Annotated in this window: 17 protein-coding genes; 11 read left to right on the top strand and 6 right to left on the bottom strand. The window is 41.0% G+C overall.

Annotated features, from left to right (window positions below; translation table 11 throughout):
- Nucleotides 1-5: 5 nt before the first annotated feature.
- Both ACQ4KW_RS20660 and ACQ4KW_RS20655 read right to left on the bottom strand, forming a co-directional pair.
- Entirely contained in the window at nucleotides 6-1,040 is a 1,035-nt protein-coding gene (locus ACQ4KW_RS20660; protein ID WP_430884328.1) for a homoserine dehydrogenase, read from the bottom strand.
- Between the two features lie 313 nt (nucleotides 1,041-1,353).
- The gene (locus tag ACQ4KW_RS20655) at nucleotides 1,354-2,490 is read right to left on the bottom strand and encodes a DEAD/DEAH box helicase (protein ID WP_430884327.1); all 1,137 of its coding nucleotides are present in this window, start codon (nucleotides 2,488-2,490) and stop codon (nucleotides 1,354-1,356) included.
- Nucleotides 2,491-2,820: 330 nt separating this feature from the next.
- Between ACQ4KW_RS20655 and ACQ4KW_RS20650 the strand changes: the two genes are divergently transcribed.
- Nucleotides 2,821-3,018 (top strand): cold-shock protein, encoded by a 198-nt coding sequence (locus ACQ4KW_RS20650; RefSeq protein WP_430884326.1) that lies wholly within the window; start codon nucleotides 2,821-2,823, stop codon nucleotides 3,016-3,018.
- A 223-nt stretch (nucleotides 3,019-3,241) separates the two neighbouring features.
- Here the strand turns inward: ACQ4KW_RS20650 and ACQ4KW_RS20645 are convergent, their stop codons facing one another.
- Both ACQ4KW_RS20645 and ACQ4KW_RS20640 read right to left on the bottom strand, forming a co-directional pair.
- Nucleotides 3,242-3,682, bottom strand: coding sequence for a MarR family winged helix-turn-helix transcriptional regulator (locus tag ACQ4KW_RS20645; protein ID WP_430884325.1), 441 nt, complete (start codon nucleotides 3,680-3,682; stop codon nucleotides 3,242-3,244).
- A gap of 34 nt (nucleotides 3,683-3,716) precedes the next feature.
- Nucleotides 3,717-4,634, bottom strand: coding sequence for a 4Fe-4S binding protein (locus ACQ4KW_RS20640; protein ID WP_430884324.1), 918 nt, complete (start codon nucleotides 4,632-4,634; stop codon nucleotides 3,717-3,719).
- Nucleotides 4,635-4,799: 165 nt separating this feature from the next.
- Between ACQ4KW_RS20640 and ACQ4KW_RS20635 the strand changes: the two genes are divergently transcribed.
- The 10 genes from ACQ4KW_RS20635 (at nucleotide 4,800) to ACQ4KW_RS20590 (ending at nucleotide 23,476) form a co-directional block, all read left to right on the top strand.
- Nucleotides 4,800-5,492 (top strand): GTP pyrophosphokinase, encoded by a 693-nt coding sequence (locus ACQ4KW_RS20635; protein WP_430884323.1) that lies wholly within the window; start codon nucleotides 4,800-4,802, stop codon nucleotides 5,490-5,492.
- Nucleotides 5,493-5,578: 86 nt separating this feature from the next.
- A complete protein-coding gene (locus ACQ4KW_RS20630) occupies nucleotides 5,579-5,995 on the top strand; it encodes a MarR family winged helix-turn-helix transcriptional regulator (protein WP_430884322.1) in 417 nt (138 codons plus the stop codon).
- Nucleotides 5,996-6,346: 351 nt separating this feature from the next.
- The gene (locus ACQ4KW_RS20625) at nucleotides 6,347-6,976 is read left to right on the top strand and encodes a hypothetical protein (RefSeq protein WP_430884321.1); all 630 of its coding nucleotides are present in this window, start codon (nucleotides 6,347-6,349) and stop codon (nucleotides 6,974-6,976) included.
- A gap of 38 nt (nucleotides 6,977-7,014) precedes the next feature.
- Nucleotides 7,015-9,402 (top strand): endopeptidase La, encoded by a 2,388-nt coding sequence (gene lon / locus ACQ4KW_RS20620; RefSeq protein ID WP_430884320.1) that lies wholly within the window; start codon nucleotides 7,015-7,017, stop codon nucleotides 9,400-9,402.
- Between the two features lie 189 nt (nucleotides 9,403-9,591).
- Nucleotides 9,592-10,020 (top strand): DUF1801 domain-containing protein, encoded by a 429-nt coding sequence (locus ACQ4KW_RS20615; protein ID WP_430884319.1) that lies wholly within the window; start codon nucleotides 9,592-9,594, stop codon nucleotides 10,018-10,020.
- 2 nt (nucleotides 10,021-10,022) lie between these two features.
- Nucleotides 10,023-10,715 (top strand): deoxynucleoside kinase, encoded by a 693-nt coding sequence (locus ACQ4KW_RS20610; RefSeq protein WP_430884318.1) that lies wholly within the window; start codon nucleotides 10,023-10,025, stop codon nucleotides 10,713-10,715.
- A gap of 347 nt (nucleotides 10,716-11,062) precedes the next feature.
- Nucleotides 11,063-18,100: a Calx-beta domain-containing protein gene (locus ACQ4KW_RS20605; protein ID WP_430884317.1), complete on the top strand. Its 7,038-nt coding sequence runs from the start codon at nucleotides 11,063-11,065 to the stop codon at nucleotides 18,098-18,100.
- 249 nt (nucleotides 18,101-18,349) lie between these two features.
- Nucleotides 18,350-21,220, top strand: a complete 2,871-nt coding sequence (locus ACQ4KW_RS20600) for an S-layer homology domain-containing protein (protein WP_430884316.1) — start codon at nucleotides 18,350-18,352, stop codon at nucleotides 21,218-21,220.
- 331 nt (nucleotides 21,221-21,551) lie between these two features.
- Entirely contained in the window at nucleotides 21,552-22,304 is a 753-nt protein-coding gene (locus tag ACQ4KW_RS20595) for an exodeoxyribonuclease III (RefSeq protein ID WP_430884315.1), read from the top strand.
- A gap of 248 nt (nucleotides 22,305-22,552) precedes the next feature.
- On the top strand, nucleotides 22,553-23,476 hold the full coding sequence (locus ACQ4KW_RS20590) for an exopolyphosphatase (RefSeq protein ID WP_430884314.1): 924 nt from the start codon (nucleotides 22,553-22,555) through the stop codon (nucleotides 23,474-23,476).
- Nucleotides 23,477-23,690: 214 nt separating this feature from the next.
- Here the strand turns inward: ACQ4KW_RS20590 and ACQ4KW_RS20585 are convergent, their stop codons facing one another.
- The gene (locus ACQ4KW_RS20585) at nucleotides 23,691-24,326 is read right to left on the bottom strand and encodes an HAD family hydrolase (RefSeq protein ID WP_430886613.1); all 636 of its coding nucleotides are present in this window, start codon (nucleotides 24,324-24,326) and stop codon (nucleotides 23,691-23,693) included.
- Between the two features lie 309 nt (nucleotides 24,327-24,635).
- Complete coding sequence (locus ACQ4KW_RS20580) at nucleotides 24,636-26,417, bottom strand: methyl-accepting chemotaxis protein (protein ID WP_430884313.1); 1,782 nt, start codon at nucleotides 26,415-26,417, stop codon at nucleotides 24,636-24,638.
- Nucleotides 26,418-26,782 lie beyond the last annotated feature (365 nt).

Raw genomic sequence — 26,782 nt, 5'->3', positions numbered from 1 at the left:
GAAACTTACCAAATGAACTTGTAGCCTCGGTGGATATTGATTATGTCCCTAAGAATGGATGCCGCCGCCGGTGTGGTGCCTGATGCTCCACCTATGAGGGTGAGTTCGCCCATGGTATCTGTTGTAAAGCGAACAGCCTTGTTTTTGCCATCCACATTGTAAAAAGGGTGACTCGCATCAATTTTTTCAAGGCTGACTTTGACAATAAAGTCGTGAAGGGTACGCTTGGCCCGTCCGATGAGCTTATATTTCTTATTCTCCATTTTAGCCACATGTATATCCTCATGGGTCAGGCCAGTGATGCCTTCAATATGTATCTTGTCTAGACTATGCTTTTGCTTACAAAGGACATTGGTGAGGATGAGGAGCTTGGATGCTGTGTCAAAGCCTTCCACATCCAGTCTTGGATTGGCCTCTGAAATTCCAGCCTTCTGAGCCATGGCGAGGGCTTCTTCATAGCTGACGCCATGCTTTTCCATCATGTTAAGAATGTGATTTGAGGTGCCATTAAGGACCCCCTCGATGGTTTGAATGTCAGAACCAGCTATATCAAAAAGACCTGCATTCATGGATGGAAGAGCGCCTCCAACAGTACAGCCAATACCAAGTTGAACCCCATTTTCATAGGCCATGTTTTTTAATCCGTGGTAATTATGAACGATGGGACCTTTGTTGCCACTAATGACATGCATGCCCCGCTTGAGAGCCCTTTCTATATAGCCAAGGGCTGGTTGACCTGTTTCTATATTGGTTGGTGTCAGCTCAATCAGCATGTCAGCGTCACCGTTTTCAATCATTGTTTCGTAAGTTGCTTCATAAAAGACATTAAGAGGGTAGTTTTCAAGGGTGCCTCCCGATCTTAGGTGCCTTGATAGGTCTTCAATGGGAATGCCTTCAGGCATGTAGAGACAGCCTTTGGAGTTAAATATATAAAGAACCTGAAGATCTAAATGAATTTCTTTAAGATGGTTCTTCTTTTCATGTAATAGATGAAGGAAAGCCTTTCCAACACCACCGAATCCTAGGATTGCTAATTTCATAGGGTCACCTCATTTTTTTATCATTGAAATCTTCATTAGCATATGAAGGCCATTGCAAACTCGTGAATAGACAGTTACAAGTTTTATTATACCCAAATGCTGAAAGAAGATCATAAATTAATTATAAGGCCCTTATAAAATCAAGCCTAAGGAAGTCGAAAAATCCATCTTTACATCTTTAACTGAAGAAGAGACCCTCATACAATCGACTTGCAAAATATCATTCAAACGCCTGAAAAAAAAAGGACTCATATGTTTGTATGAGTCCTTCGTCAGCTTGCTAATGTGTTGCTTGCATGTTTTAAATGGATACCTACGACCGGTTGAAATCTGCTTCAGAAGCAGAGATGAAACGCTTAGGAAGGTCCATTTTAATGGCTTTTTCAATATCGGATAGTAGATTCTGGTCTCTAGGTGTGGCAAATGTCGTAGCTATGCCTTCATCCCCAGCTCGTCCTGTTCGTCCAATTCTATGAATATAAATTTCAGGGTTCTCAGGCATGTCATAATTATAAATATGGGTAACACCACTTATATCAAGACCTCTGGCTGCAACGTCTGTCGCGATGAGAAACTGAAATTTCAAGTCTCTAAAACCCTTCATAATACGTTCGCGCTTTTTCTGCGTCAAGTCCCCATGAAGCTTTTCGCAGTCATACCCACTTTGGGCTAGGGCCATTTCCAGAGCATCCACTCGACGCTTTGTTCGGCAAAATATAATAGCCATGAAGGGATGATCTTCTTCAAGGACTGTTTTAAGATCATTTTGCTTCTTACGGTCCGTGGTTTTAACGATGCGCTGCTCAATGGCATCAAGGGTGATACTTTTCTTTTGAATTGTGATTTCAACAGGATGGTCCATATTTCTATAAGCTATTTTTTTGACCTTAGAATCCATTGTTGCAGAGAAGCAAAGGACCTGTTTCTTTTTAGGGGTCAGGCGCATAATCATATCAATTTCAGGACGAAAGCCCAAATGGAGCATTTGGTCTGCTTCGTCAAGAACCAGCATTTTAAGGCCGTTTAAATCTATAGATTCCCGGCGCATATGGTCAAGGAGTCGACCTGGTGTCGCAATAATAAGATGGATATTGTTTTTTAGTTTCTTGAGTTGCTTTCCAATATCTTGACCGCCATAAGCAGATAAGACACCAAGAGCATCATCTTGATTCAGCATATTAGCCACTTCAGTGATTTGGATGGCAAGCTCTCTTGTCGGTGTGACAATCAGACCTTGTACTTTTTTAGAGTTGGGGTCAAAGGTTTGGAACATAGGCAGTAAAAATGCCAGTGTTTTACCCGTCCCTGTTTGAGACTGGGCGATAATATCTGACCCATTCATGATTGCTGGCAAGGCTTCTTGCTGAATTTGAGTGGGTTCTTTGATGCCTTTCTTCCTTAGAAGGGCAACTAGGTCTTCATTCACGTTTAAATTTGCAAAACTCAACATAATTTTTCCTTTGTCTTTTACAAGTTGGTTAAATACAGTAAATTACAGTTGTTTCAGTAAAAGTATGCGGATTTCAACAAACTCACTTCTGAACAATTAACATAGTATATCAAACAATTCAGACAAAAGATACCTCAAATTGCTTGCTTTAGATTATTTTTAGTGTTATTATGAAGCTGTAAAGTAATTCAGAATCAAAGTTTGCAATAAAATCATTTGAATAGTACTAGTACTGATTATCGGTATCCCAGTAACCTTTCGAAGTTTTATTCGTCAATATTTTGCTATGAATTATTAAAAGTAAATTAATTGAATCGGAGGAATACCAATATGAACGGTACAGTAAAATGGTTTAACGCAGAAAAAGGTTATGGTTTCATTACTTCTGAAGAAGGTAACGATGTATTCGTACACTTCTCTCAAATTAACAAAGATGGTTACAAGACGCTAGAAGAAGGCGAAAACGTAACTTTCGAACTAGCTGAAGGTCCTAAAGGTCCTCAAGCTGAAAACGTAAACGTACTTTAATTAAACCAAACCAGCGTCTCGCAATAGCGGGACGCTTTCTTTATGTTCGCGAAACACAAAGCCAGGCAAATAAAAAAATAGATTTAAGGAATTAAGCGTTTACATTTGATTCCTTAAATCTATTTTTTTATTTATCTGGCGCGTGTCGCGACAGAGGCAATCAAGGATTGCCCTGTGTTTGGTGGTTAGAAACAGACGTCTAGTTGAGTTATTGATAAGAAATCTAGTATAAATCTTTTTCCCGATAGGCATCTGTTTTTTTAAGCAATCTTTCAAGGAGGCCTTGAAGCTGTTCCAGTTCTTGGTCGCTTAGGTCAGACATGATTCCGCTTTGGGTGTCTAGGAAAATTTTTTTGAAATCATCTCTCATGGAATCACCCTTTTCGGTAATGTACAGGTTAAAATGACGCTGGTCATCTTCATTGGGTTCACGATAGACAAGGCCCTGATCAATCAACCTTTTCACAGCTTTTGTAGAAGACGTTTTGCCCACATGGAGCGTTTCAGCAAGGGCCTTTTGGTTAATCCCTTCATTTCCACTAATTGCCATGAAGTATTCCAGTTGACTCTGGGAAATACCAACACTTTTAAGCTTTTCATCGAGCAAGCTTGATACATTTCTATAAAGCAGTCTAATCAATAGACCAATATTCATTCCACGCATGCTATCCCCTCCTAAACAACACTATATTTCATTTTTAGTCCATTTTCTTTTTAATAGTATCATAGTCTTGGCTATTAAAGGTACAGGCTTTAATGCAAACTGAACAGCCGTAGTTTGATGAAAAGGGCAAAGCGCATTTTTTATAGTCAATGTGTTGTTTTGATCCGTCACTGGCAAGCTTAATTTTGTCATAGATGGCATTTGCGGGACAAGCCCTTTGGCAGCGTCTGCATCTCTGGCAGAAGGCCTCTATCCAATCATGCTCTTTGGAAAGGGAATCTGTGAAAGGCAGGTTGTCAATGTCTGTGTAAATCACAGCAATTCTTTGTCGTGGTCCAACTTTCGGTGAAATTAGCAGGCCGTGTCTTCCAAGATGGCCTAGACCGGCTTTCTGTGCAAGGAGGGGATAATTGGTGTCGCCTCCAATTGCAGGACCCGCTTGTGCTGAAAAGCCAGCTTGACGTAAGTAATGGGCAACTTTATTGACGATGATGCCTAGTTCCTTATATGTTCTAAAGACCTCCTTCACACAGGCCTTGCTAGGGGCTGTATCCATTTTGTCCGCTTGCATTTCCATAGTGATAACGATGGCATTTGAATATAATATGCCCTTATTAATAAAAATAAGTGATGGATCTACCTTAGTAAAACCAATGGCATGACAGTCCAAATCAATAATCATTTGCCTTAGTGAGCTCAAAGTCGCCTCATCTATATGTCGCTTGCCCTTAATAGGGTTGTTGGCTAGGCTTTTATAACTTATTTTACTCTCATGAAGGGACCGAATGAGGTCCTTAATAACAGGTAAACGTTGAGGGATTAGTGAGCGTTTTCTACCGTATTTAAGCATAATATCTGGCACATCGTGTCCGTGTTTCGAAAGAGGACCATGCTTTACAAGCTGTTTATTATCAGCATATTGGTGGATATTTGGTGTTTTAGGGAAATGCATAATGAGAACCTCCTTATAAATAGTTAACCAGGCAACTAAATAAAGCATACTATAAATTAGTGCACTAGGCAACTCACCTTAAATATTAAATAGGTCTGATGGCTATTGATAAATACCACAAACTTGGGATATGATAATAGCAACGAGCCAAGTGAGGAGAAAAGTATGTACGAAGAATTTGCTACAAAGGAAATGAAGCCATGGAGAGACCTTCTTCTTGTCCACAAATTTGCGGTGGAAGAAGTGAACACAAAGCTTCAAATTCTCGATGAAGAGTTTAGAAGCATTCATGACTATAACCCGATAGAGCACATAAAGTCCCGCGTGAAAAAACCTTCAAGCATTATGGACAAGCTTGTAAGGTATGGGTTTGAACCAACGATTGAAAATGCAAGAAAGCATATTTTTGATATTGCGGGTATACGTGTGATTTGTGCATTCACATCTGACATTTATAAGGTCTATGACCTGCTTGATAGGCAAGACGATGTTAGAATAATTGAGGTTAAGGACTATATTGCAAATCCCAAGGATAATGGATACAAGAGTATGCATGTTCATGTTGAGATCCCAGTCTTCTTAAGCAGCGGTGTGGTTCCCACCCGTATTGAAATTCAAATTAGAACCATCGCCATGGATTTTTGGGCAAGTCTTGAGCACAAAATTTATTACAAGTATCGAAATCAAGCGCCAAAAAATATCACGGACCAACTCAAGGTTTGTGCCAATATGATTACCCTTCTTGACGATAGGATGCTGGATATTAAGAATGAAATTCAAGAACTGGATTTCCAGCAGACCTTAGACATGGACGTCATATCAGAGATTGACTCAAAATCCATAAAAGACGTCGAGTAAAATAATCGATCAAAATTGTTGACTTTAAAGCCCTAATCAATTATAGTTTAGTTAGGGAAAGACGAACTAACTTATGAGGTGATCCTGTGGATCGAAAAGAAAAACTATCAAGTGGGATTGGAAAACTCATGAAATTAAAAGGGTCTTGCTACTTTTCAGTGATAGATGACCTGGATATTTCAGAACTGAGTTTAAGGCAACTTGATTATTTGAAGAAATTTAATTGCAGTGAAGGTATGACCACAACCCATTTGGCTGAGGTCCTTGATATTTCAAAACCCACTGCAACAGAAATGGTCAAGCGTTTTGTGAAAATGGACTTGGTCTACAAACAGAGCTGCCCGGCTGATGGCCGCGTATACTATGTTAAGCTCACAGAGCGGGGACAAACCATAGTTAATCTTGAAAAAACAACATGGACTTATATGGCTAAGAAACTAAGCAGCCAATTAAACGAAGAAGACCTTGATACTTTAATAAAGATTCTTGAGAAAATTGAGTAGCCTCAATTTTTTTAAGACCATATAGTTAGGAAAGGGCAAACTAACTATATGAAACAGGGATTAAAGTAAAATTGAGACCCTATGCTTGTGGTTGTTAGTGTGATCATATAGAAATTCTATAAAGAAGTCATTCGTGAAAATAGCAATATTTTTTTAGGAATATAGTTAGGGAAAACAAAACTAATTATTACTTTTATATTTAAAATTGATGCTTGATGATTCTTAAACAGTGTTTTAGACTCTGTATTTAAAAGTCCAAATGGGGCTAAGGGTTATGAGGGCAACATCCTATAGGGGATACAAGACAGACTTATTAAAAACATAAATAATAAGGGCTAAAGGGGAGGAATAATGAGTACAAACTCAGCAGAAATAAACAACTTTTTCAAAGAACTAAGTGACATTCATGAGAATAGACATAAATACAGCCTGGAGTGGGCTTTTGAAGATGCCCAGCGGCAACTGGACAGCTTTAAAGCAGAAGTCATTGATAAGAAGCTAAAAAGCAAATGCAAAATGTGCTCAGAAAAATCCCACGTGCAAGACGCTTTTACAGGTTTACAGAAAAAGAGCAAGAAAATACTTAAAAAAACCAAGTGGTACAGCAGGGTCTTTAGCAATATGTTCATGATTTTAAATTTCGTTGAAATCATCCTATCTATGAGCCTTGTGGTGGGCTTATCCAAACTCAGTCATTCAGGAGAAGCTTTTATTGAATCTGAAATGATCAGTTTCTGGTTCATAATGACCTTTGCATTCATGAAGGTGGCCATTGAAAGGTATCAAATCAAACCAAGAATTGATGCCTGGGGATGGGCCCTATACGAAAAGTCTTCACAGACACTACTGGACTTGACCCTGGCCCTAGATGAAGAGGCAGAAGTCAGAATGAGCAATCAAAATGAAAAAAATGAAGTGGATGAAAGGTCCGATTTGGAAGAATCATTTCGTGAGTTTGCAGACCGATTGATGGTGGCTTAATAAGAGCCTAGTATGACAGAAAAAAAGAGGTGTTTGGTATGAATATTGACAAGATCAAAAAAGAATTAAACGTAATACCAATGGTTGAAACAGTCTTATTTCATGGCAGTGAGACAGACATAAAAATAAACAGTCATTTTGACAACGAACTCTATTATAAAATTGTGCAGGATGATTTTTATGCTGTGGCCCTCACTCTAAGAAGTGAAGCAGATGTTAACAGATACAGCATGAATGATTTTCACCTGGTCGGAAACATAGTTAAAATTGAAAGCGCCCAAAAGGTAACAGGGGGCTTCCATCTAAAACTGAAGGTTATTGACCGTGTTATGGCAAATGATGTTTGGTTTGAATCAGGCTCCTACAAGACCACATATGAAGAGCAGCCAGATATTGTTGATATGGATCACAAGAACCAAAAAGACATACTTGAATACGTGAAGGACATCACTGAAGAAATCAGCCAAAATTTTAAAGGGGCTGAATCCTATGTGGAATATATCAAGCAAATAGATGACATTAATAAGATCATTGCTGCGATTATACCATTCGTCAACATATCTGTAGACCAGAAACAGGCCTTTATGGAAATGCGGTCCCTTCGAAAAAGAAGCCTTCGTTTTCTTGACCTGCTCATAGAACACAAACAATCAATACAGTTTCAAATTGAACTGAATCAGAAGTTTTCTGAGCGTGCTAACAAAAATTACAGGGAACAAATGCTCCGCGAACAAATGCGGGCCATTAAAGAAGAACTGGGTGAGTCAGAAGGGTCATCATCAAAAGAGAAGAAGGACTATAGAGCCCTTATTGAAGAGGCTGGTATGCCAGAAGAAGTCAAAGAAATTGCCCTTGATGAAGTGGAGAAGTTTGAAAGGCAAAGTCCAAACAGCTCTGAAATCAATGTGATTAGAAACTATCTTGACCTGCTTACAAGCCTGCCATGGGGCGACAGTGAAATAAGGGACATTGACATTTCGCAGGCCAGACGAAAGTTAAACGAGGCTCATTATGGACTGGATAAGGTTAAGGACAGAATTATTCAGCACCTGACTGTTATGAAACTCAAAAAGAACAAACAAGGGTCTATTCTACTTCTTGTGGGACCGCCGGGAACAGGAAAGACAAGTCTTGGAAAGAGCATCGCCCAAGCCCTTGAAAGAGAATATGTCCGCATAAGCCTTGGTGGTGTCCGTGATGAGGCCGAAGTTAGAGGTCACAGAAGAACCTATATTGGGGCCATGCCAGGGCGAATTATTCAGGGCATGAAACGTGTGGGGTCAAAAAATCCAGTTTTCATTCTGGATGAAGTGGATAAGCTCATGGCATCTGCAAGTGGAGATCCAGCAAGTGCCCTACTGGAAGTTCTTGACCCAGAACAAAATGACACATTCACTGACCACTATTTAGATGTGCCCTACGACTTGTCAGATGTGTTCTTCATAGCCACAGCCAACTCACTTCGAAGCATTCCAGGCCCTTTAAGAGACCGGATGGAAATTATAGAAGTGGGAAGTTATACAAGTCTTGAAAAGTTTCATATTGCCAAGGACCACTTACTTTCTGAAGTCTTAGAAGACCATGGCATGACCCACGACCAACTCACAATTGAAGATGACGCCCTCCGTCAGATCATTGAGAAATATACAAGAGAAGCAGGCGTGAGAAGCCTTAAGCGCCAATTGGCAAAGGTGGCCAGGGTATCATCTGAAAAGATCGTTACCGGTGCTGTTGACCTGCCTTACACCATTAAGGAAAGTATGTTAAGGGATATACTCGGGCATGAAATTGCAAGGTATGACAGGGTTGGCGAAATGAACCCGCCAGGGGTTGTAACAGGACTTGCGTGGACACCGGTTGGGGGCGACATACTCTTTATTGAGGCGGCCCACATGCCGGGTAAAGGACAGCTCATTTTGACTGGGCAACTTGGCGATGTCATGAAGGAGTCTGCCCGTATTTCCCAGAGTCTTATCCGGTCACGACTGGCCATGTATATGAGACACTTTGATATGGACAAAGAAGATATTCATATTCATGTGCCCGCAGGCGCCACACCTAAAGACGGTCCATCCGCTGGAGTGGCCATGTTTACCACATTGGCCTCCCTTGTAACAGGCCACCCAATTGACCCTAAACTGGCCATGACAGGTGAAATCTCCCTAAGAGGTGCAGTTATGCCTGTTGGAGGCATCAAGGAGAAGGTCATTGCTGCCCATCGCTCAGGCATTCAGCGTATTCTTCTTCCAAAAGACAATAAAAAAGACCTGGATGATGTCCCACAAGAGGTTAAAAATGATGTGACCTTTATTTTCCTTGAAAGTGTGGAAGATATTATTCGGGAGACAATCGGCATTAGCTTGCCAAAGCAAGAAATTGTAGACATGACCCAAAGTATTGATCAAAGCCCTTGGAAAAATGAATAAGCATATATATTGTAAACCAGTTTACAATTATTCAAAATAGTGGGCTCTACCCTGGCAGCCGAGACACGTGTCTCGGCTGCTGTTTTTTATGACCTTTTATTTTGTCAAAGCCTATTAGAATGTGTAAAAGATTGGGTATAAGAATGACTAGTCTCATACTTACGGACTTTGAAAAACTGAGGTGGTAAAATGACAGAACTCAAGACGAAGAAAAATTCGAAAAATGTTAAAGACTTTCTAGAATCCCTCGACCATAAAAAACGGAGGGAAGATAGCCTAAAACTATTGGAAATAATGAATGACGTGACAAAGGAAGTCCCTTGTATGTGGGGCGATGCCATAGTGGGCTACGGTTCTTATCATTATAAAACCAAGTCGGGGCGTGAAGCAGACTGGTTTGTGACAGGCTTTTCACCGCGAAAACAGAATCTGTCGGTATATATTATGCCTGGTCTTTATAAATTCGATGACCTACTAAAAAGACTTGGAAAACACAAGGTCGGTAAAGGCTGTTTGTACATCAATAAACTAGATGATATTGAAATCAATGTTCTTAGAGAAATCATTCAAAAAGCATTTGACGATATGAAGGCTAAAGATTTCAGAATTGAGGTTTAGTTATGTTCGAGTTTACTTCAACAGATCAAACAAGATACTATAATAAAGGAGCTGAAAGGAATATGGCTATTGTTGTTGATGGAATTATTGGAGCCGGCAAGAGTACAGTTGCCAAGTTTCTAAGTCAGGCCCTTAATATACCGGTTTATGAAGAACTTCTTGATGATGAAAAAGGAGCACTTGCCCAGCGGATGCTTGATCGGTTTTATGCAGACCAGAAGAGGTGGAGTGCTATTATACAGGTCATGTTTTTAAATGACCGTTTTCGTGACATAAAAAAGGTGGATAGCAGTGGTCAGTCAGCTATTTTTGACCGTTCCATATATGGTGATGAAATTTTTGCCAAGACCATCCATGAACGGGGCCAAATGAGCCGGGATGAGTTTCGTATTTATAAGGGGCTTCTCCATAATATGCTCATGCATATAAAACCGCCCCAACTACTAATATACATAGATGTCAGCGTGGACACGGCTATGGAAAGAATCCGCATTCGAGACCGGTCGAGTGAAGCTGACATGATTCCAAAAGACTACATGCAGGATTTAAGACGGAATTATGAGGCCTGGTATGAAAGCTTTGACCTGTGTCCAAAGGTTCGAATCGACATGGACAGGCACTCTCTTAGTGAAGAAGACGACCTTTCAGAAGATATGAAGGCGAAAATACTCTCAGCCATTGAGCCTTATTTATAATCGAACCTTGCTTATAATTGTTTTCTTGGTTTTTTATGGCCTGTTTTCTGACCTATATATATGCTTTTGATGTTTGATAAGTTACACAACTGCTAGTATTTAAAGTCCAAGACGAAGTCCCTATTCTTGGGCTTTTTCATATGCCTCTTTTTTGATTGATAGCCTAGAATTTCACTTTGTTATCATTACAGAAAAGAAGATATTTCTGTAGTGATAACAGTTTGCTTCAATCCCCATAAACTTTAGATTTATTAATGTCTAAAAACATAATAAGTCGTTGCCCTATTCAAAAAGTGGATATATATGAAGATAGGATTAAATTCGTAAAAGGGATAGGGGGCATTGATATGAAGCGTAGTGTACTCAGTCGGGGGAGTATTCTCATTGTGATTCTGCTTATTGTGAACATGATTGGGACGACTTTTCCAGGGGCTTATGCCATGTCATTCACTGAAAATGAAGGCGTAGAAAACCCTTATAATTTGGAAAGTCCAAGTGGGGTTATGGAAGTTCAAGTTCTTCAGGGGGCGCAGTGGACATCACTGGGCTTTGTTGCCATGGATAAGTATATTCGGGACTATGCTTTACCATTAGCATCTGATATTAGGGAAAATGAATCACTTACCCTTAGGTTCATAAAGCATGGAGGGGGCTTGTCACATATAGACCACATTGGAATAGGTCAAAGCACCCTATCCTCCCTGCAACCTCAAACAGAACTATTTTATAAACTACAAGAAAAAGACAATGATGTCATTGAAGTCTTTGAATCCGGCATTGAGGTCTTGCTGACTGATATAGATATAAGTCAGAACATAGATTTCAGTGGTCGAATTGAACCAGAAGTCATTGGAAAGGCCCCATTTATATATCCCAAGGAAAACAAGGGAATCCGGATGCACTCGGGGTCTGAGTTTTATGTTTATGAACTGAACAGCCTTCTAGGGCAAAACCCAGTCGATGGACAAATTGAAGGTCTTGATGCATCCCCATACCTTTTTAAAGAATATGATATACCCGGTTCTGGCCATCCAAGAGGATACACCTATGGTTGGGTTATGAATGATGACAACTACCTATACGCGGCACTGGATTTTACACCAGACAACACCATGGATGGTGACAAGGACTATGCCTCTGTATATATAGATACACCAATCGGTGTAAAGCAGTTTAAAGTTTCAGAAAACCAAAAGGTGTGGGGAAGCCCTGCCTTCACATACACCAATAAGGTGAATTATGAGCATAAAATATACGAGTTCAAAATCCCCCTCACTGAAATATTCGGGGCGGATTTTTCTGCCTCTGATCAAGACGGCGTGAATTCAAGTATAAAAATTGCATTTGATGCTTATGGCACAGCTATGCCTCTGAATAGGATAGATCCAGATGTCGCATACGGTTCAAAAACCAATGAGTATCTTGTGGTTTATCAGGCATCCAGTTCGACCAATGAAACAGCAGGCATCTATGGTCAGTTTTTCACTTATGATGGTATGCCATCTGGATCAACCCTTGAATTGTACCCAGATGGATCAGACTATCCTACAGGACCAAAAGTTGCATACAACAGTATAGAAGATGAGTTTCTAGTGGTTTGGTCCAGATACGATGGCACCACAGATCGAGTTGAAGGCATTCGCCTAGATTCCAGTGGCAATGTTATTGGAAGTGTGACTTACCTCGACGAGGCCCAGGCAGCTATGAGTGATTATATTGAAATGGAATCAAGAGAATTTGCCCAGGTGGCTTACAGTAAGGACAACAACGCCTATGCAGTCGTTTGGAGAAGAAGCGGTGAAGACGGCTATAAGTTTTTAGAAGGCAATATTATTGAGCCTGATTTAAGCCCATATGCCCAAATTGACTTTGGCATACCAGATGAAAATGTAGGGACCAATCTTGACCTTTCTTATAATGGCAACAATTACAGCTATACACTTGCTTATGAAATGGAAACAGGCACCTTGACCGGTGGAGATGCCCACAAGGAAATCTACTATAGTGAGTTTTCCAAGTATGGTGTCATCCAGTCAACGGACACGAATGTGTCACGAGATACATCTGACACATCACCATTTCATTTACAGCCAAGCCTTGTTCACAATTCAGTTATTGATGATGAACTTGTGACCTGGATCAATAAAGACACCTCTGAATTATACGGTGCTTACAAGACCACCTCAGATTCAGCCATTGTCATAGCAAACAATGTCTATGTGGGAGATCGTTCCGCCGTCTTAGCAAAAGACCAGACATCTGATGAAATAATGGCCCTGTGGACTGGCGGAAGTGTAAGTGGCATGGACACAAATGCCAATGATGTTTTCTTCAAGCTCATGGACGAAACGGGTTCGACACTAGACAGTGGATCAATACACAGCTCGAATGACTTGCCGGACAGCATAGCAGCTGCATCAAATGGACGTGGAAGTTACTTGATAGCTTACGTTATTACACCAGCCTTTGGTGGCGATAGGCAACTGGCGGTTTCCCATTATGGTAGTTTTGACAATGGAGACGTTGACTTTGAAGATATTAGTCTGAATGTTTTAGAAGGGTCGACAGCAGACCTGGTTATAGAAAGACACGGGGCAACAGACGGTGAAATCAGTGTGGACTACACCATTGAAGATATAACGACTAACGGGTCTGATTACTCAGTGGAGACCACTTCTGGGACAGCCATTTTCGCAAATGGACAGCAGTTCTACACACTTTCCATACCAACCTTTGATGATAGTGATGAAGAGGAAGTGGAAAGCTTTGAAGTGACACTGTCCAATCTGACTGGAAATGGGGCGCTTAAAACAGACACGGTGGCCATCGTCACAATAACAGATAACGACGGTGCTGAGTCACCAACGACCACCATTTCCATAAATTCGACAATGGACTATATTGTTGAGGAAGGCATGCCAATTACAATTTATGTCGATAGAACAGGGGACTTGACCGGTAGTGTCAGCGTGAGTTATGAAGTCACTTCTGGCACAGCCATTGAAAGCGACTATGTATACGACAAGGGCACCCTGGTCTTTGAAGACCAGCAGGATATTGCTACGATCACTGTGCAAACAGCTTGGGACGAAACCTACGAGGGTGACGAAACCTTTAACGTGATCCTATCGGATGCCTCAAGTGGTGCCATGATTGACAATGATACAGCGGTGGTTACAATTGTTGAAGATGAAAAGGACCTAGGAACAGGGGACTATGAGCCAGATGTGGCATATGGAGCTGTTTTAAACAACTACCTCCTTGTGTTTGAGCACTACGATGAAAGCTTTGGCGGAAGCGCTATAATAGGGCGTTTCTATAATAATACAGGTGAAAAGATTGGTGAGGACTTTGATATTGTCGAAATGTCAGACACATATCCTGCAGATGCTCAAGTTGTCTACAACCAGGTGGATGATGAGTTTCTAATCATGTGGATAGAAGATTATGAAGGCATGCCAACAGCTCATTTTAAAGTCCTTGATAGTGATGGCGCAGAAATTATTGCAGATACGCGCATAAGCACAAGTGCCTACGAGGAGCACGATGAAGTCACTGCCGCCCATGATAAGGTGACAAACACCTATTTAATGGCTTGGGAATATTATGATTTTGAACTTTATCAAGAAGGTATAGGTGGCGTCCTCTTTGACGGTGACCGTAGCTTTACAAGCCTTCCACTCGATAGTTCGAAAGAAAGTCACGACCCTAAGGTGGTTTACAATTCAAGCTCAAGCGAATTTGTTGTAACCTATGTTGCGGTTGATGACAAGAAGCCTCAAGTGGTTTATGTGACAGTGGACGGTGACGGCACGATAACTACGCCAGAAACTGGTGTGACTTATTCGACCTATGGACAGAAGGATCCAGTCATTTCACACAATAGCCGTGTGGAAGATGACTACGTTTTATGGATAGAAGACACAAATCCAAACAGCATAGTGGGTCAGTACAAGACCACTTCTGGAAGTGCAGTGACCCTGGCCACTTCTGAAGAAGAAAGCAGTGGAGATCCATCGGCTTTCATGGACTTAACCAACATGCGCCTGTTTTGGATTGAAAAAGTGAACAACAACGCTGTTCCATACTTTGTTAAGACACAGGAAATATCAGATGAAGGCATCTTTGATGGAAACGCCATGAATGTGGATTCAGACGTGGAACCATTTGATGGGATCAGTGCAGCCTATGACTATGAATCAGAGGGGTATTTAGTGGCCTATGGCCATATGACGACAAGCGCTGGAGCCATTCGAGTGGCTTACCTAGATGTTTCAACAGATGGTCCACTAGATCCAAATCAAGACCCTGAAATCAATATGGACAAAACATCCATATCTGTTGAGGAGGGTCAAACAGCTTCGGTTACAGTCAAGAGAACTGGTGATGACTTAAGCGGATCAGATACAGTGACCTATGTTTTAAGTGACCAAACTAGCAGTGGATCAGATTATACAGAGCCATCTGGTACCCTAACATTTGCCGTGGATGAAACGGAAAAGACAATTGAAATTCCAACCATTAATGATGGCCTACATGAGGAAAATGAAAGCTTTACGGTGACCTTAACAAGTGTATCAGGAACAGCAAGCATAGGCAGTTCTGACACAACAAGTGTCACAATAAAAGATATTAATGATGAAATAGAGTTTGCTACGAATACCATGGGTGTGGAAGAAGGCCAAGACCTTGTTGTGACTCTAATACGAATGGGCAATCAACTGGGGACCGATGAAGTGACATACACTTTTTCAACCGGAAGCGCAGGTCAAGAAGACTATATCAATACGGGTGGAAGCGTCACTTTTGAACCTGGCCAGTCATCTAAGGAAATTGTGGTATCAACAATTGATGACACAGATGTTGAAAACAGTGAAGACTTTACAATGACCTTGAATGGCATTGCCGGTGAGTCTATTCTAGGCTCGCAGAAGACATTGACCGTGACCATAAGTGATAATGACGGGAACTCAACCATGAACTTTGCATCAGAAACTGCCATGGCTGAAGAAGGTCAAGCTGTGACCCTAACCGTTGTACGTACAGGAAGCACTGCGGGCACAGATACAGTATCTTATGAAACAATCACTGGAACAACAAGTGAACTAGACCATGCAATCCAGTCCGGCACACTCACCTTTATACCGGGTGAAACGGTGCAAACAATCACAATATCAAGTACTGATGATAACGAGGTGGAAACAGATGAAACCTTTACAGTGTCCCTTACTCAACCAACGGGCAACGCAGTACTAGGCAGCATGGTTGATACAGTGGTGACCCTGTATGACAACGACGTGCCAACTGTTGAATTTGATCTATCCACTCTTAGTGTGAACGAGGGTGACACAGCAACTGTGGTTCTGACCCTGAGTGAGCCTTTTGAAAAAGATATTACAATCTACTATGATTTGACCCATGGAACAGCAGGGGCATCTGATGTGGCGACCTTAAGCGGATCGGTGACATTTGAAGCGGGTCAAACAGAGAAGACCATAAGTATACCAACCATTGAAGATAGTGTTGTGGAGCTGAATGAAGTCTTTGCAGTGGAAATCACTGCAAACATTGAAGGTTATATTGGTGAGCGGTCTGTCATAACAATTACAATTAGAAATGACGATGTTCGTCCAGACCGCCGGGATAATGACAATAATAACGACACGAACACAACAAATAACACAAGCACTTCAGGCACAAGCACACAAAACGAACAAGACAATAACACCAGACAGGAGATTGAAGATTTAGCCAACACCATATCAAATGCTTTAAGTTCAGCGGAACCGTCTATGTCAGCCAATGTGGCCACAGAGTATCTGGAATCTATGGAAAGAAGCATTGATTCTATTGAAGATGAAGCCGCCTTAACAGGGGCCCTTGATTCCTACATCAATACCCTGAATGTGGTAACAAAACTGAATGTGGCTGACCCTACTGATGAAGCCGCACAGGCAGAGCAGGAAAAATGGGTTGAATCTCAAGTGGTCAAAATTAGTGATGTTGTGACAAAATCCATTCAGAAAATCACCAGTGATGAAAGCATTGTCAATGTGACAAAGAAGGTGATTGACCAAATTAAACAAGTGGAACTAGACACAAATGTCAAAAAGACTGCGGAAGTGAAAAATAAGGTTGCAAGCCTAGCCCAGTCAGTTCTTACAAAGGTTAGTGAGGTCAAGGTCAAGCAAACGGTTGAAGTGGTTGACGATGTGTCAAAAGTCAGCTTTGATCAGGCGGAAGTGGCCCAAAAAGTGGCCGAAAAGGCTGTCAACTTCAAGACGCTTTCTGACTCATTTAATGAATACTACGGTGCTGAAAATGTTAGAAAGTTTGACTTTGAAGTGACCCTAGTAACGGAACGGGTTTCAAATAAGGTACAAGTACCGATTGACAAAGAAACAATCAATACCCTGAATGCTTCTGGTGTGGATGCCCTAAGTGTTGCAGTTGGTGGAACAACTGTAAAGCTCAAAAAGGAAGTTTATGCCGAAGAATTAGAAGAGGGTGCAGAACCCCCTGAAATCGTTGTTGATATGGACTTTAGCGACCAGGGTTTTGAGGTTCGTGATGAAAAGGTCAACTTTAAAAAAGGTGTTGTGACAGACGTAAAAGTTTTCTTAGACCAAGAAGAACGCAAGAAACTCAACAAACCAGTCGAACTTAAGTTTAAAGTCGATGATTTTGAGTTTTGGGAAGAAGATTATAAGACATCCTCCCTATCCATATTCAGGCTCAATGAAGAAACGGATGAATGGGAACCTGTGGGCGGACGTTATGATCCTGTTACAAACACAGTCAGGACCAATAGACTGACCCTTAGCCAGTATACGGTCATGCAGTCCAACAAATCCTTTGCAGATGTAGAAAATTCATGGGCAAAAGATGAAATCAATGAACTTTTGGGTAAAGGTATTATAGATGAAGCGGAAAACTTCAACCCAGAAGAAAAAATCAGTCGTGAAGAGTTTACAACATGGGTTGCAAGGGCTTACGGCGTTGTTGATGATGAGGCCGAGTCGCCATTCACTGATGTTGATGAAAGCAGTGAACATTATGAAGAACTGGCATCTGCATATAATGCAGGCATCGTTTCAGGTGGTGGAGACGGAAGCTTTAATCCAGATAGTTCAGTGACCAAGGAGCAAATGTCAGCCATACTGGCAAACGCAATGACCCAGTATGACGACAAGCAACTCAATGAGGAAGTGCGGGGTGTGCTGGCATCGGCTTCAGATGCAGACTTGATTTCTGACTGGGCAGACGATGACATTGCCCTTCTGATTGAGTTGGGTGTCATTGATGGAGAAAGTGGCGCCATTAATCCAAAGCAAGAACTGTCAAAAGAAGAAGCGGCATCTATTCTCAAAAAAATATATGGCTAAAACTTGACCCGGAATATTCAGACAAAATGCATGTGCTCCATGTGGTTGTTATGAATGTTCCGGGTTTTATATATTTTGCAAGCGCCTGATTTATACAAAAGCCCCCTAGGGGCACTACATTCTGTTGACATATTTGGCAGGGTGGTAGCTTGTAGGAAACTAAGCGTTCACCTATAAGTTGAAAAGGGCTATGAAGATTTTGTGTTAGTGGACAAGAGGGTGCAGATGAAGAGTAAGGGAGGATGTATTATGTTTGGCTTAAATCATCTAAAACGAACAGGATCTCTGTTTATGGTGATCGTTCTTATTGTGTCCATGTTTGGACCAGTTGGATTTGCCGGTGATTCGAACCGGGTTTATCCAGCGCCAAGTGCGGTTCGTCAATTGTCAGGAGAATACAGCACAGTGACAGCCTATTCACCAGACCAAGAAAAATACCTAACTGTCTATCAGGAGTACAATGACTTGGCTCTGGCCAGTTCCATTAGGGGCCAATGGCTTGATTCAGATGGCAATAAAACAGGTGTGAGTTTTACAATTGCCAGTATATCAAGAAACATGCCTGAGAATCCATATGTGACATACAATGAAAAAGAGGATGTTTTTTTAGTTGTATGGAATGATGGTATTAGTACAGCCAGACGTGTGTACGGTGTGGTTATTGATGCTGAAGGCAAAAAGGCAACAGAGACGGTTGTGTTCGATCCAGAACTGGGTCCTTTTGAATCCCATGACAGTCCTAAGGCGGCCTATAGCCCAACAACAGACCAGTATGCCATAGTATGGAATGTAAGAAATGAATTCGAAGTGGTTGTGGATGGTGTTATTGTGGATGCAGAACTGGGCGGATCAAAGGCCATCGAGTTTGACACAGATAAGAATGTGTTTGATGAGTTTGACCTTATATACAATCCAGATGCAAAAAACTTTTTACTTGTAGGCCAGTACGGGTCACCTGGGTCCCAAACACTGAGCTATGTTGTGATTCAAGTAACTGGAAGCACTTCAACATCCAGCATGGTGTCGACATTAACCAAGCTTGGAGATCCTAAGACTGTCTTTAATGACAGAAAAGATTCAGACTTTGTCATTTGGCGACATATTAATGATTCTAAGCACTACTTGCTAGGGCGTTATAGAAAATCATCAGATGCCGTTGTGGAGTTTTCCGCCAACCTACTAGATGATACGAACACACTGGATATCGGTGTGAATAAGGAAGGCACAATGCTGATCGCTTGGTCAGAATCTGTTGGCACAAAGGGGTATATATACGCCCAGGAAATCAATGCAAGCGGTGTGAAATTTGAAGAAGAACCAGATGTTCTGGTTGAAGTGGAAGGCTATTTAACCGACATCAATGTGCACTACAATGATAATGCAGACAAGTTTATTGTTTCCTATGTGAATCATAAGAAGTTGACAAACCCAGAATTGACTGTTAGAACATTCCCACTCGATGAAGCCTTTGATATGGAGGGGGTATCGCAAGAAGAGTCTGCAACAAATGTCAAAGACCTATCGAATTCTGTGAGTGATGTCTTAAATAACACAGAGGAAAAAATAGTTAGGGACCAGGTCAAAAAGACCTTTGAAATTATTGAGACAAACATAGGCAATATTGAGGATGAAACCGTTCTTGTTCCTGCACTTGAAGATTATATAAAAACAGTGGACGCCCTCAATAAGGCCTCTAAGGATATTACCAACAAGTCCCTGGTTGAAGGAAAACTTGTGGATATGGCAGGGGTCATGACCCAGTCCATTCAAAAGATCGAAAACAAAGACAACATTTCAAACATTACAGAAAGTTTTATTAGTGGTGTAAAAAAAGTTCAAGACGAGGGTCTTGACCAAAGTGTTGAAATGAATGTTTCTGTGGGTGACTTTGCCCAGGGTGTAATCAACAAGGTGGGTGAAGTTAAGCCGGAAGTGAAAACAGAAAAAGTGGGAGACAAAACGAAAGTTGAATTTGATCCAGTGTCCTTACAGACCCAAGTGACGGATTCTGCAGAAGCTTTTAAAAAAGTTAAAGGGGCCTTTGATGGATATTACGGTGAGAAAAATGTTCGTGAGTTTGAGCTCAAGGTAACCCTATCGGCAGATCGAGTGGATGATGCCGTACAAGTGCCGCTCAATAAAACACTTGTGGATCAATTAAAGGGTGCGGAAGTTGATAAAGTGGGCGTGAAGATTGGTGGAACCCAACTTGTCATAGATGACAGTATCATTCAGGATAGTGTTGATGATGACAATGAACTCCTTGTAGACCTGGGCTTTAATGATGTGAGTTTTACAGATCAACAAGATAATATCACCTTTAAGTCAGGTTACACTTCAAATGTAGAAATTTTTGTAGGTGGCGAGGAAAAGAAAGTGTTGGATGAGCCTGTGGAAATAGCATTTGACTTGGGCGAATTTGAATTTTTTGATGAAGAATACAATCCGTCGCTTATTAGTGTTTTCAGACTCAATGAGGAAACTGGACAGTGGGAACCGGTTGGTGGTGTTTTTGATCCTGTGACAAATACGGTCAAGACGAATAGGATCTCTTTGAGCCAGTACACAGTTATGCAGTCCAACAAGCAGTTTAATGATGTGGACACATCTTGGGCCAAGGCGGAAATCAATGAACTTCTTGGCAAGGGCGTTATTGATGAAACAGAAAACTTTAATCCTGAACAGGCCATTACCCGTGAAGAGTTTACAACATGGGTGGCACGTGCGTATGGTCTTACAAATGATGAAGCAGAAGCGCCATTTGAGGATTTAGGGGAAGATAATGAGCATGCAGTGGAAATCGCTTCGGCTTATGCCAAAGGCATAATCTCCGGTAGTTCAGAGACCACTTTCAACCCTGACGGCAATATGACCAAAGAACAAATGACGGTTATTCTCGCCAATGCCATGGTGGCTTATGACGACAAAAAACTCAACGAAGGCTTAACCGACAGTCTTTCTGCTTACAATGACAGCGATGAGTTGGCAACTTGGGCAGATGATCAGATGGCCCTCATGGTGGAACTCGGGGTTGTTCAGATCAGTGAACGCGGTATTTTACCTCAGGACACAGTGACGAAAGAGATGGCAGCAAGCATCATTAAAAAAATCAAGGGCTAAATGGTCTTACCTAGACGAAGACTAGATTACGCCTAACCACGATTGTATGGTTTTATAAACTGAGGGGATGTTTTGTATAGCATCCCCTTCTTTTTATGCCACAGGTGGTTTGCTAAACACCATGGAAGGATGGTCCGAGCTGTGGTACTGACCACTATTAAAAAGACTGGGTGTGTGCACCGGTCATTTTGGAAAAATAGGTTGGAAAAACAGGAGAAATTCAGTTGTTGGTAGCCAATTAAAGCGGGGAATTTTGTTATAATATAATTGAAAATTGAGAACAAGGCTCAAGTGTGGGCATTACATAAAAATATGTAGGAAGGGGTTTGAAATGAAACTTATATCTTGGAATGTGAACGGCATTAGAGCCGCGCTAAAAAAAGGATTTATGGACTATTTTGAGGAAATGAATGCGGATATTTTCTGCCTGCAAGAAACTAAATGCCAAGTGGGACAGGTAGACCTTAACCTTGAAGGCTATTATCAGTACTGGAATGCAGCTGAGAAAAAGGGGTATTCTGGAACAGCAATTTTTACGAAAGAAAAGCCCTTAAGTGTCTCTTATGGTATTGGGATAGAAGAACACGACAAAGAAGGTCGTGTGATCACCCTGGAGTTTGAAGACTTTTATATGGTTACAGTTTATACGCCGAACTCTAAACGAGGCCTTGAAAGACTTGATTATAGAGAGGTTTGGGAAGATGATTTCAGACATTATCTCTTAAAACTTAAGGAAGAGAAAGGTCTTATCGTTTGCGGGGACTTAAATGTGGCGCACAAAGAAATCGACCTTAAGAATGACAAAACCAATCATAAAAATGCTGGATTTACAGATGAAGAGCGTGCTAAAATGACGACCCTACTTGACTCAGGCTTTATTGATACATTTAGGTATTTCTATCCAGACAAAGAGGACATGTATTCATGGTGGTCTTATATGGGAAATGCTCGTGAAAACAACACTGGGTGGAGAATTGATTATTTCCTTGTATCAGAAAGTCTCAAAGGCCGTCTTGAAGATGCTGATATACATATGGAGACCAAGGGCAGCGACCACTGTCCAGTTGTGCTCAAGCTTAAATAAACAAAAGGGATCTTACATCATAATAATTCGGGATTGTGTTTTCATTCTTAGAAAAATGGTATCTAATATATGTATAAGTGTATATATAAAGAGAGAACATATTCAAATTATATAAACGATCAATTGAGCAACTTTCAAAATATAAAACATATGACGCCTCTATACCTTTTAAATGAATAAGATCCATGATCGTATAGAGATGGTATGCACCTGTTTTTGAAAGCGGCTAATTTACTAAGGAGGATACAATGGCTGAAAAATTCAGACTCATTACAAGAAGCGATTTTGATGGACTTGTGTGTGCGGTGTTACTCAAAAAGCTGGAGATGATTGATGATATAAAATTTGTTCATCCCAAAGACATGCAAGACGGGCTGATCGCCGTTACCGACAGAGATATTACGACGAATCTTCCCTATGTAGAAGGCGTGCATTTGGCCTTTGATCACCACCTAAGTGAAACCATTAGAAATGAAGGAAAGAAGGACAATCATATTATTGATCCAGATGCTCCATCGGCGGCACGGGTTGTGTATGATCATTTTGGAGGGCATGACCAGTTTCCTGTCAAATGGGATGATATGATCTCAGCTGTTGACAAGGCGGACTCAGCCCAGTTTACAAAAGATGATGTCCTCAATCCTAAAGGATGGGAATTGTTGAGTTTCTTAATGGATGCTAGAACAGGCCTTGGTCGTTTCAGAAACTTTAGGATTTCAAATTATAATCTTATGATGGAGCTTATAGACTACTGTAAGGATCATGATATTGAGGATATTTTAGAGCTTCCAGATGTAAGGGAGCGTGTGGAACTTTATTTTGAGCATGAGGAGCAGTTTAAGGATCAGATCCAGACTTGCGGTGAAATGCATGACAATGTCTTGGTGGTTCATCTTAAAGATGAAGAGACCATTTATCCAGGCAACCGTTTTATGAAATATGCCTTATTCCCTGATTCCAATGTATCCATCCAAGTTATCTGGGGCCTTAAAAAGCAAAATACGGTGTTTACAGTTGGGAAATCCATCTTTAATAGAACATCAAATGCCAATATCGGTGAGCTTATGCTCAAGTATGGTGGTGGCGGTCACAGAAATGCCGGAACATGCCAGGTGCCAAACGAAAGAGCAGATGAGATTCTTGAAAAAATCATTTTAGCGCTTAAAGAATAAGGGCGTGGGTGTATTGTAAATTATAAAGTATATATGAAAGACCCCCTATGAATGTTTATAGAACATGAGCGACTTGCAAAATATCATTTAAGCACCCTCGCTATACCATATACAGATATTAAAGAATCAAAAATTCTATATATGGTTTAGTGAGGGTATAGATATGTAATTTTGAAAGCGCCTGACATACATAGTGGGTCTTTTTTAATACAGCCTATATGAACAGGCCTTCAATTTCAGAGAATGTGTCAATGATATAGTCAGGCTCTAAGGCTTTGAGTTCTTCTCTTGTATTAGAGCCTGTGGTAATAGATATTACCTTTGCGCCGAGGTGGCGGGCTGTTTTTATATCCAGGCAAGTGTCTCCAATAACATAGATTTCATCGTAAGTTTGGCCGTATAGGGCCTTGGCCTTTTCAAAAGCGGTATCGGCAATATCAAACCTTTTTAGGCCATCTTCTCCAAAGCCACCGGTCGGAAAGTGCTTCCAAACACCAAGCTTTTCAAGTTTATACTGGGCACCGATACAGAGTTCGCCTGTGATCATGGAAAGTTTGTGATCTGTTTTTGAAAGCTTGTCGATAAAAGAGCAAGCGTCCACATTTTCACGCCATACATCGCTTGTTTTAAAAGCATCCAGATGTTTGGTGTATGTTTTCATAAAGCCCTGCCACAGGTCTTGTGAAAAAGTCCTGTCCGTTTTTTCAAGAACTTCCATGAAGACGTCCTTATCAGAACGAGCGGACGTGTCCACGCCCTCCATGCCATTCTCCAGTCCAAGAAACTCGTCAACAGCCTTTCCGTAAGGGATGTCAGTACGGCTGTCCCTTTTGATAATGGTGCCGTTGATATCAAAAAAATGAGTGCTGTCATTGTAGGTGTCCTCCTTATAGTGAAATTAAGACTTATGATGAACGACAATTTAAAATCGTCGAGCTTGAAAACATGATTCATAGTCCCCTCATATCCGTTGATAGAGATGTGATTATTAAGCATGTATAATTGATAAAGTTCAAACTTGACTGACCTAAATTAAGCATACATGATAGAGCGGAAATATAAAACCCGAATGACTCATCCCCTATTAAAAGGGACCTTAGTCATTCGGGTTTATTGGTTAATATTTGATTGAAACTCTCATCTTAATGGTCAAGTCGCCTTAAATTATAAACTTCTGGATGATACCATCAAGTTTTTCAGAGATGGAAAGAACTTCAGAAGCATTTTCCTGAATGCCGATCATAAGATCTGTCTGGGTATCCATAGTGGCTGCAATTTCTTCAGCAGAGGCCGCGTTCTCTTCTGTGATGGCTGATATGCCCTGGATGGAGTTGGCTGCCTCGTCCTTATTGTTGTTGACGTTATTAATGTTGGCTGAAATATTATCAAGCTGACTGAGTGTATTGGCCATGGATTCTTCAATGGCTTCAAACGATGCTTTGACCTTGTCCATAACTTCACTGGACAAGTTGATGGAATCTGTGGCCAGTTCCATATTCTCTGTAGTGGCATTGATTTCACTGAGTATTTCTGTAATGATTTCATTGATTTGTCCAGTGGACTGGGATGTTTGCTCAGCAAGTTTACGAATTTCATCAGCAACCACGGCAAAACCACGACCGGCTTCTCCGGCACGTGCGGCCTCAATAGCAGCATTGAGTGCTAGAAGATTGGTTTGTTCAGCTATGCTGTAAATGGTGTTTGTGATTTCACTAATTGATGATGACTTGATTGAGAGCGTATTAACGTTTTTATTTAACTTATCATTGGATTCAATGGTTAAGTTAAACTTGCCACTTAGGTCCTGGATAAGTGCAAAACCTTCTTCGTTGTTTTTACTAACTTCGGCGGTGTAATCACGAAGTTTGTAAGAACTCTCCACACTGTCATTGATTTCAGCAGCAAGGTGGCCCATATTTTCAGCAGCCGTTTGTGCATCGGTGGCCTGTTCTGTAGCACCTTTTGCAAATTCATCCACTGTCATGGCAACGGCATCAATGCCTTCTTTACCACTTTGAACAATTCCGCCGAGTTCATTAGAGGACTGATTGAGTTTTACAGAGTCTTTCTTGAGTTCCGTAATGATTTCCCGAAGCACAGACCGCAAGTTGCCGACGGAACGGGCGATGATGCCTGTTTCATCTTTATATTTGAGTAAATGGCTAAATGACTCAGCATCTTCTTGAATATCCAGTTTAGCGGTTTTATCAAGAACTTGAGAAAGTTGTAGTATTGGTTTTGTGATCGTGTTGCTAAGCACCCATGCGAGGACACCCCCAATAAGAATGGAAAGGGCTAAGAAACCATAGAGAAGACGTCTTGTACTCGTGAACTGGGCGTCAATAATGGCTTTTTCCTCTGCAATAAAATTATCAATGTCGTCGATATAATTTCCTGTACCAATAATCCAGTCGTAAGGTTCGTAAAGTTTAACATAGGCACGTTTTGGAAGCGCTACGTCACCGCCTGCACGAGGGAAGTAGTAATTGCTGTAACCTTCGCCGTCTGCCTTTATAACATCGATAAAGTTTTGAATGATTTTATTGCCATTGGTGTCTTCAAGATCAAGACGATTGGTGCCTTCTACATCTTCATTGCCAAGAAGAACCACGTTGTCACCTTCCATGGTATCAGTCCAGAAATAACCGCCGTCTCCATACTTGGCATTTCGGATGACATTGGCTGATATGGTTCGAGCTTCTGTTTCTGTTAACTGTCCTTTTTCATAAAGCTCATAGATCCCGTCCAGTTCAGAAACGACAATTTCGACTTGAGCCTTAATGTTGTTGTCGTAACCTGTTCGCAATTGATTTTCAATTTGTTCAAGTCTGTCTAGGTTGCTGTTGTAAATAACATAAAAGGACGTGAGTCCAATAATTCCTGAGACAAGAAGAATGTTCAGTATAACAACCATAATAATTTTCGTACGAATACTTTTCACGTTATCCCCTCCAATTTCCCCCGGTGATTATGGCTATACAAGCTGTTCCTTTGTATTTATACCCCGTATAGTAATTTTCAATACTTTTACTGGACATCATTTAGTTTTATAAAAGATTGTTTGAAAAGTTAGTGAGAAAAATACCAACAAAGGACTCTATTTGTTTGGAGTGTGGGGAGATACCAGTATGTGGCATAATCTTAAAGGTCCTATACAGGGGGTTATAGGACTTGGTTTGCAGAAGTGGTAGTCATAATTGACATAATTAGGACTAGACAAAATAAGTAAATTGCATTAAAATAAATACGAACACATGTTCGGTTTGTGTTCGGAAAAATGTTTGGAGTGATGCATAAAGTGGTGAA

Source organism: Tianxiuia mixotrophica, assembly GCF_050596425.1.
In the GTDB taxonomy this organism is placed as follows: Bacteria; Bacillota; Clostridia; order Peptostreptococcales; family Acidaminobacteraceae.
Note: the sequence above shows the minus strand (reverse complement) of the source record. Positions and strands in the feature narration are given on the sequence as shown.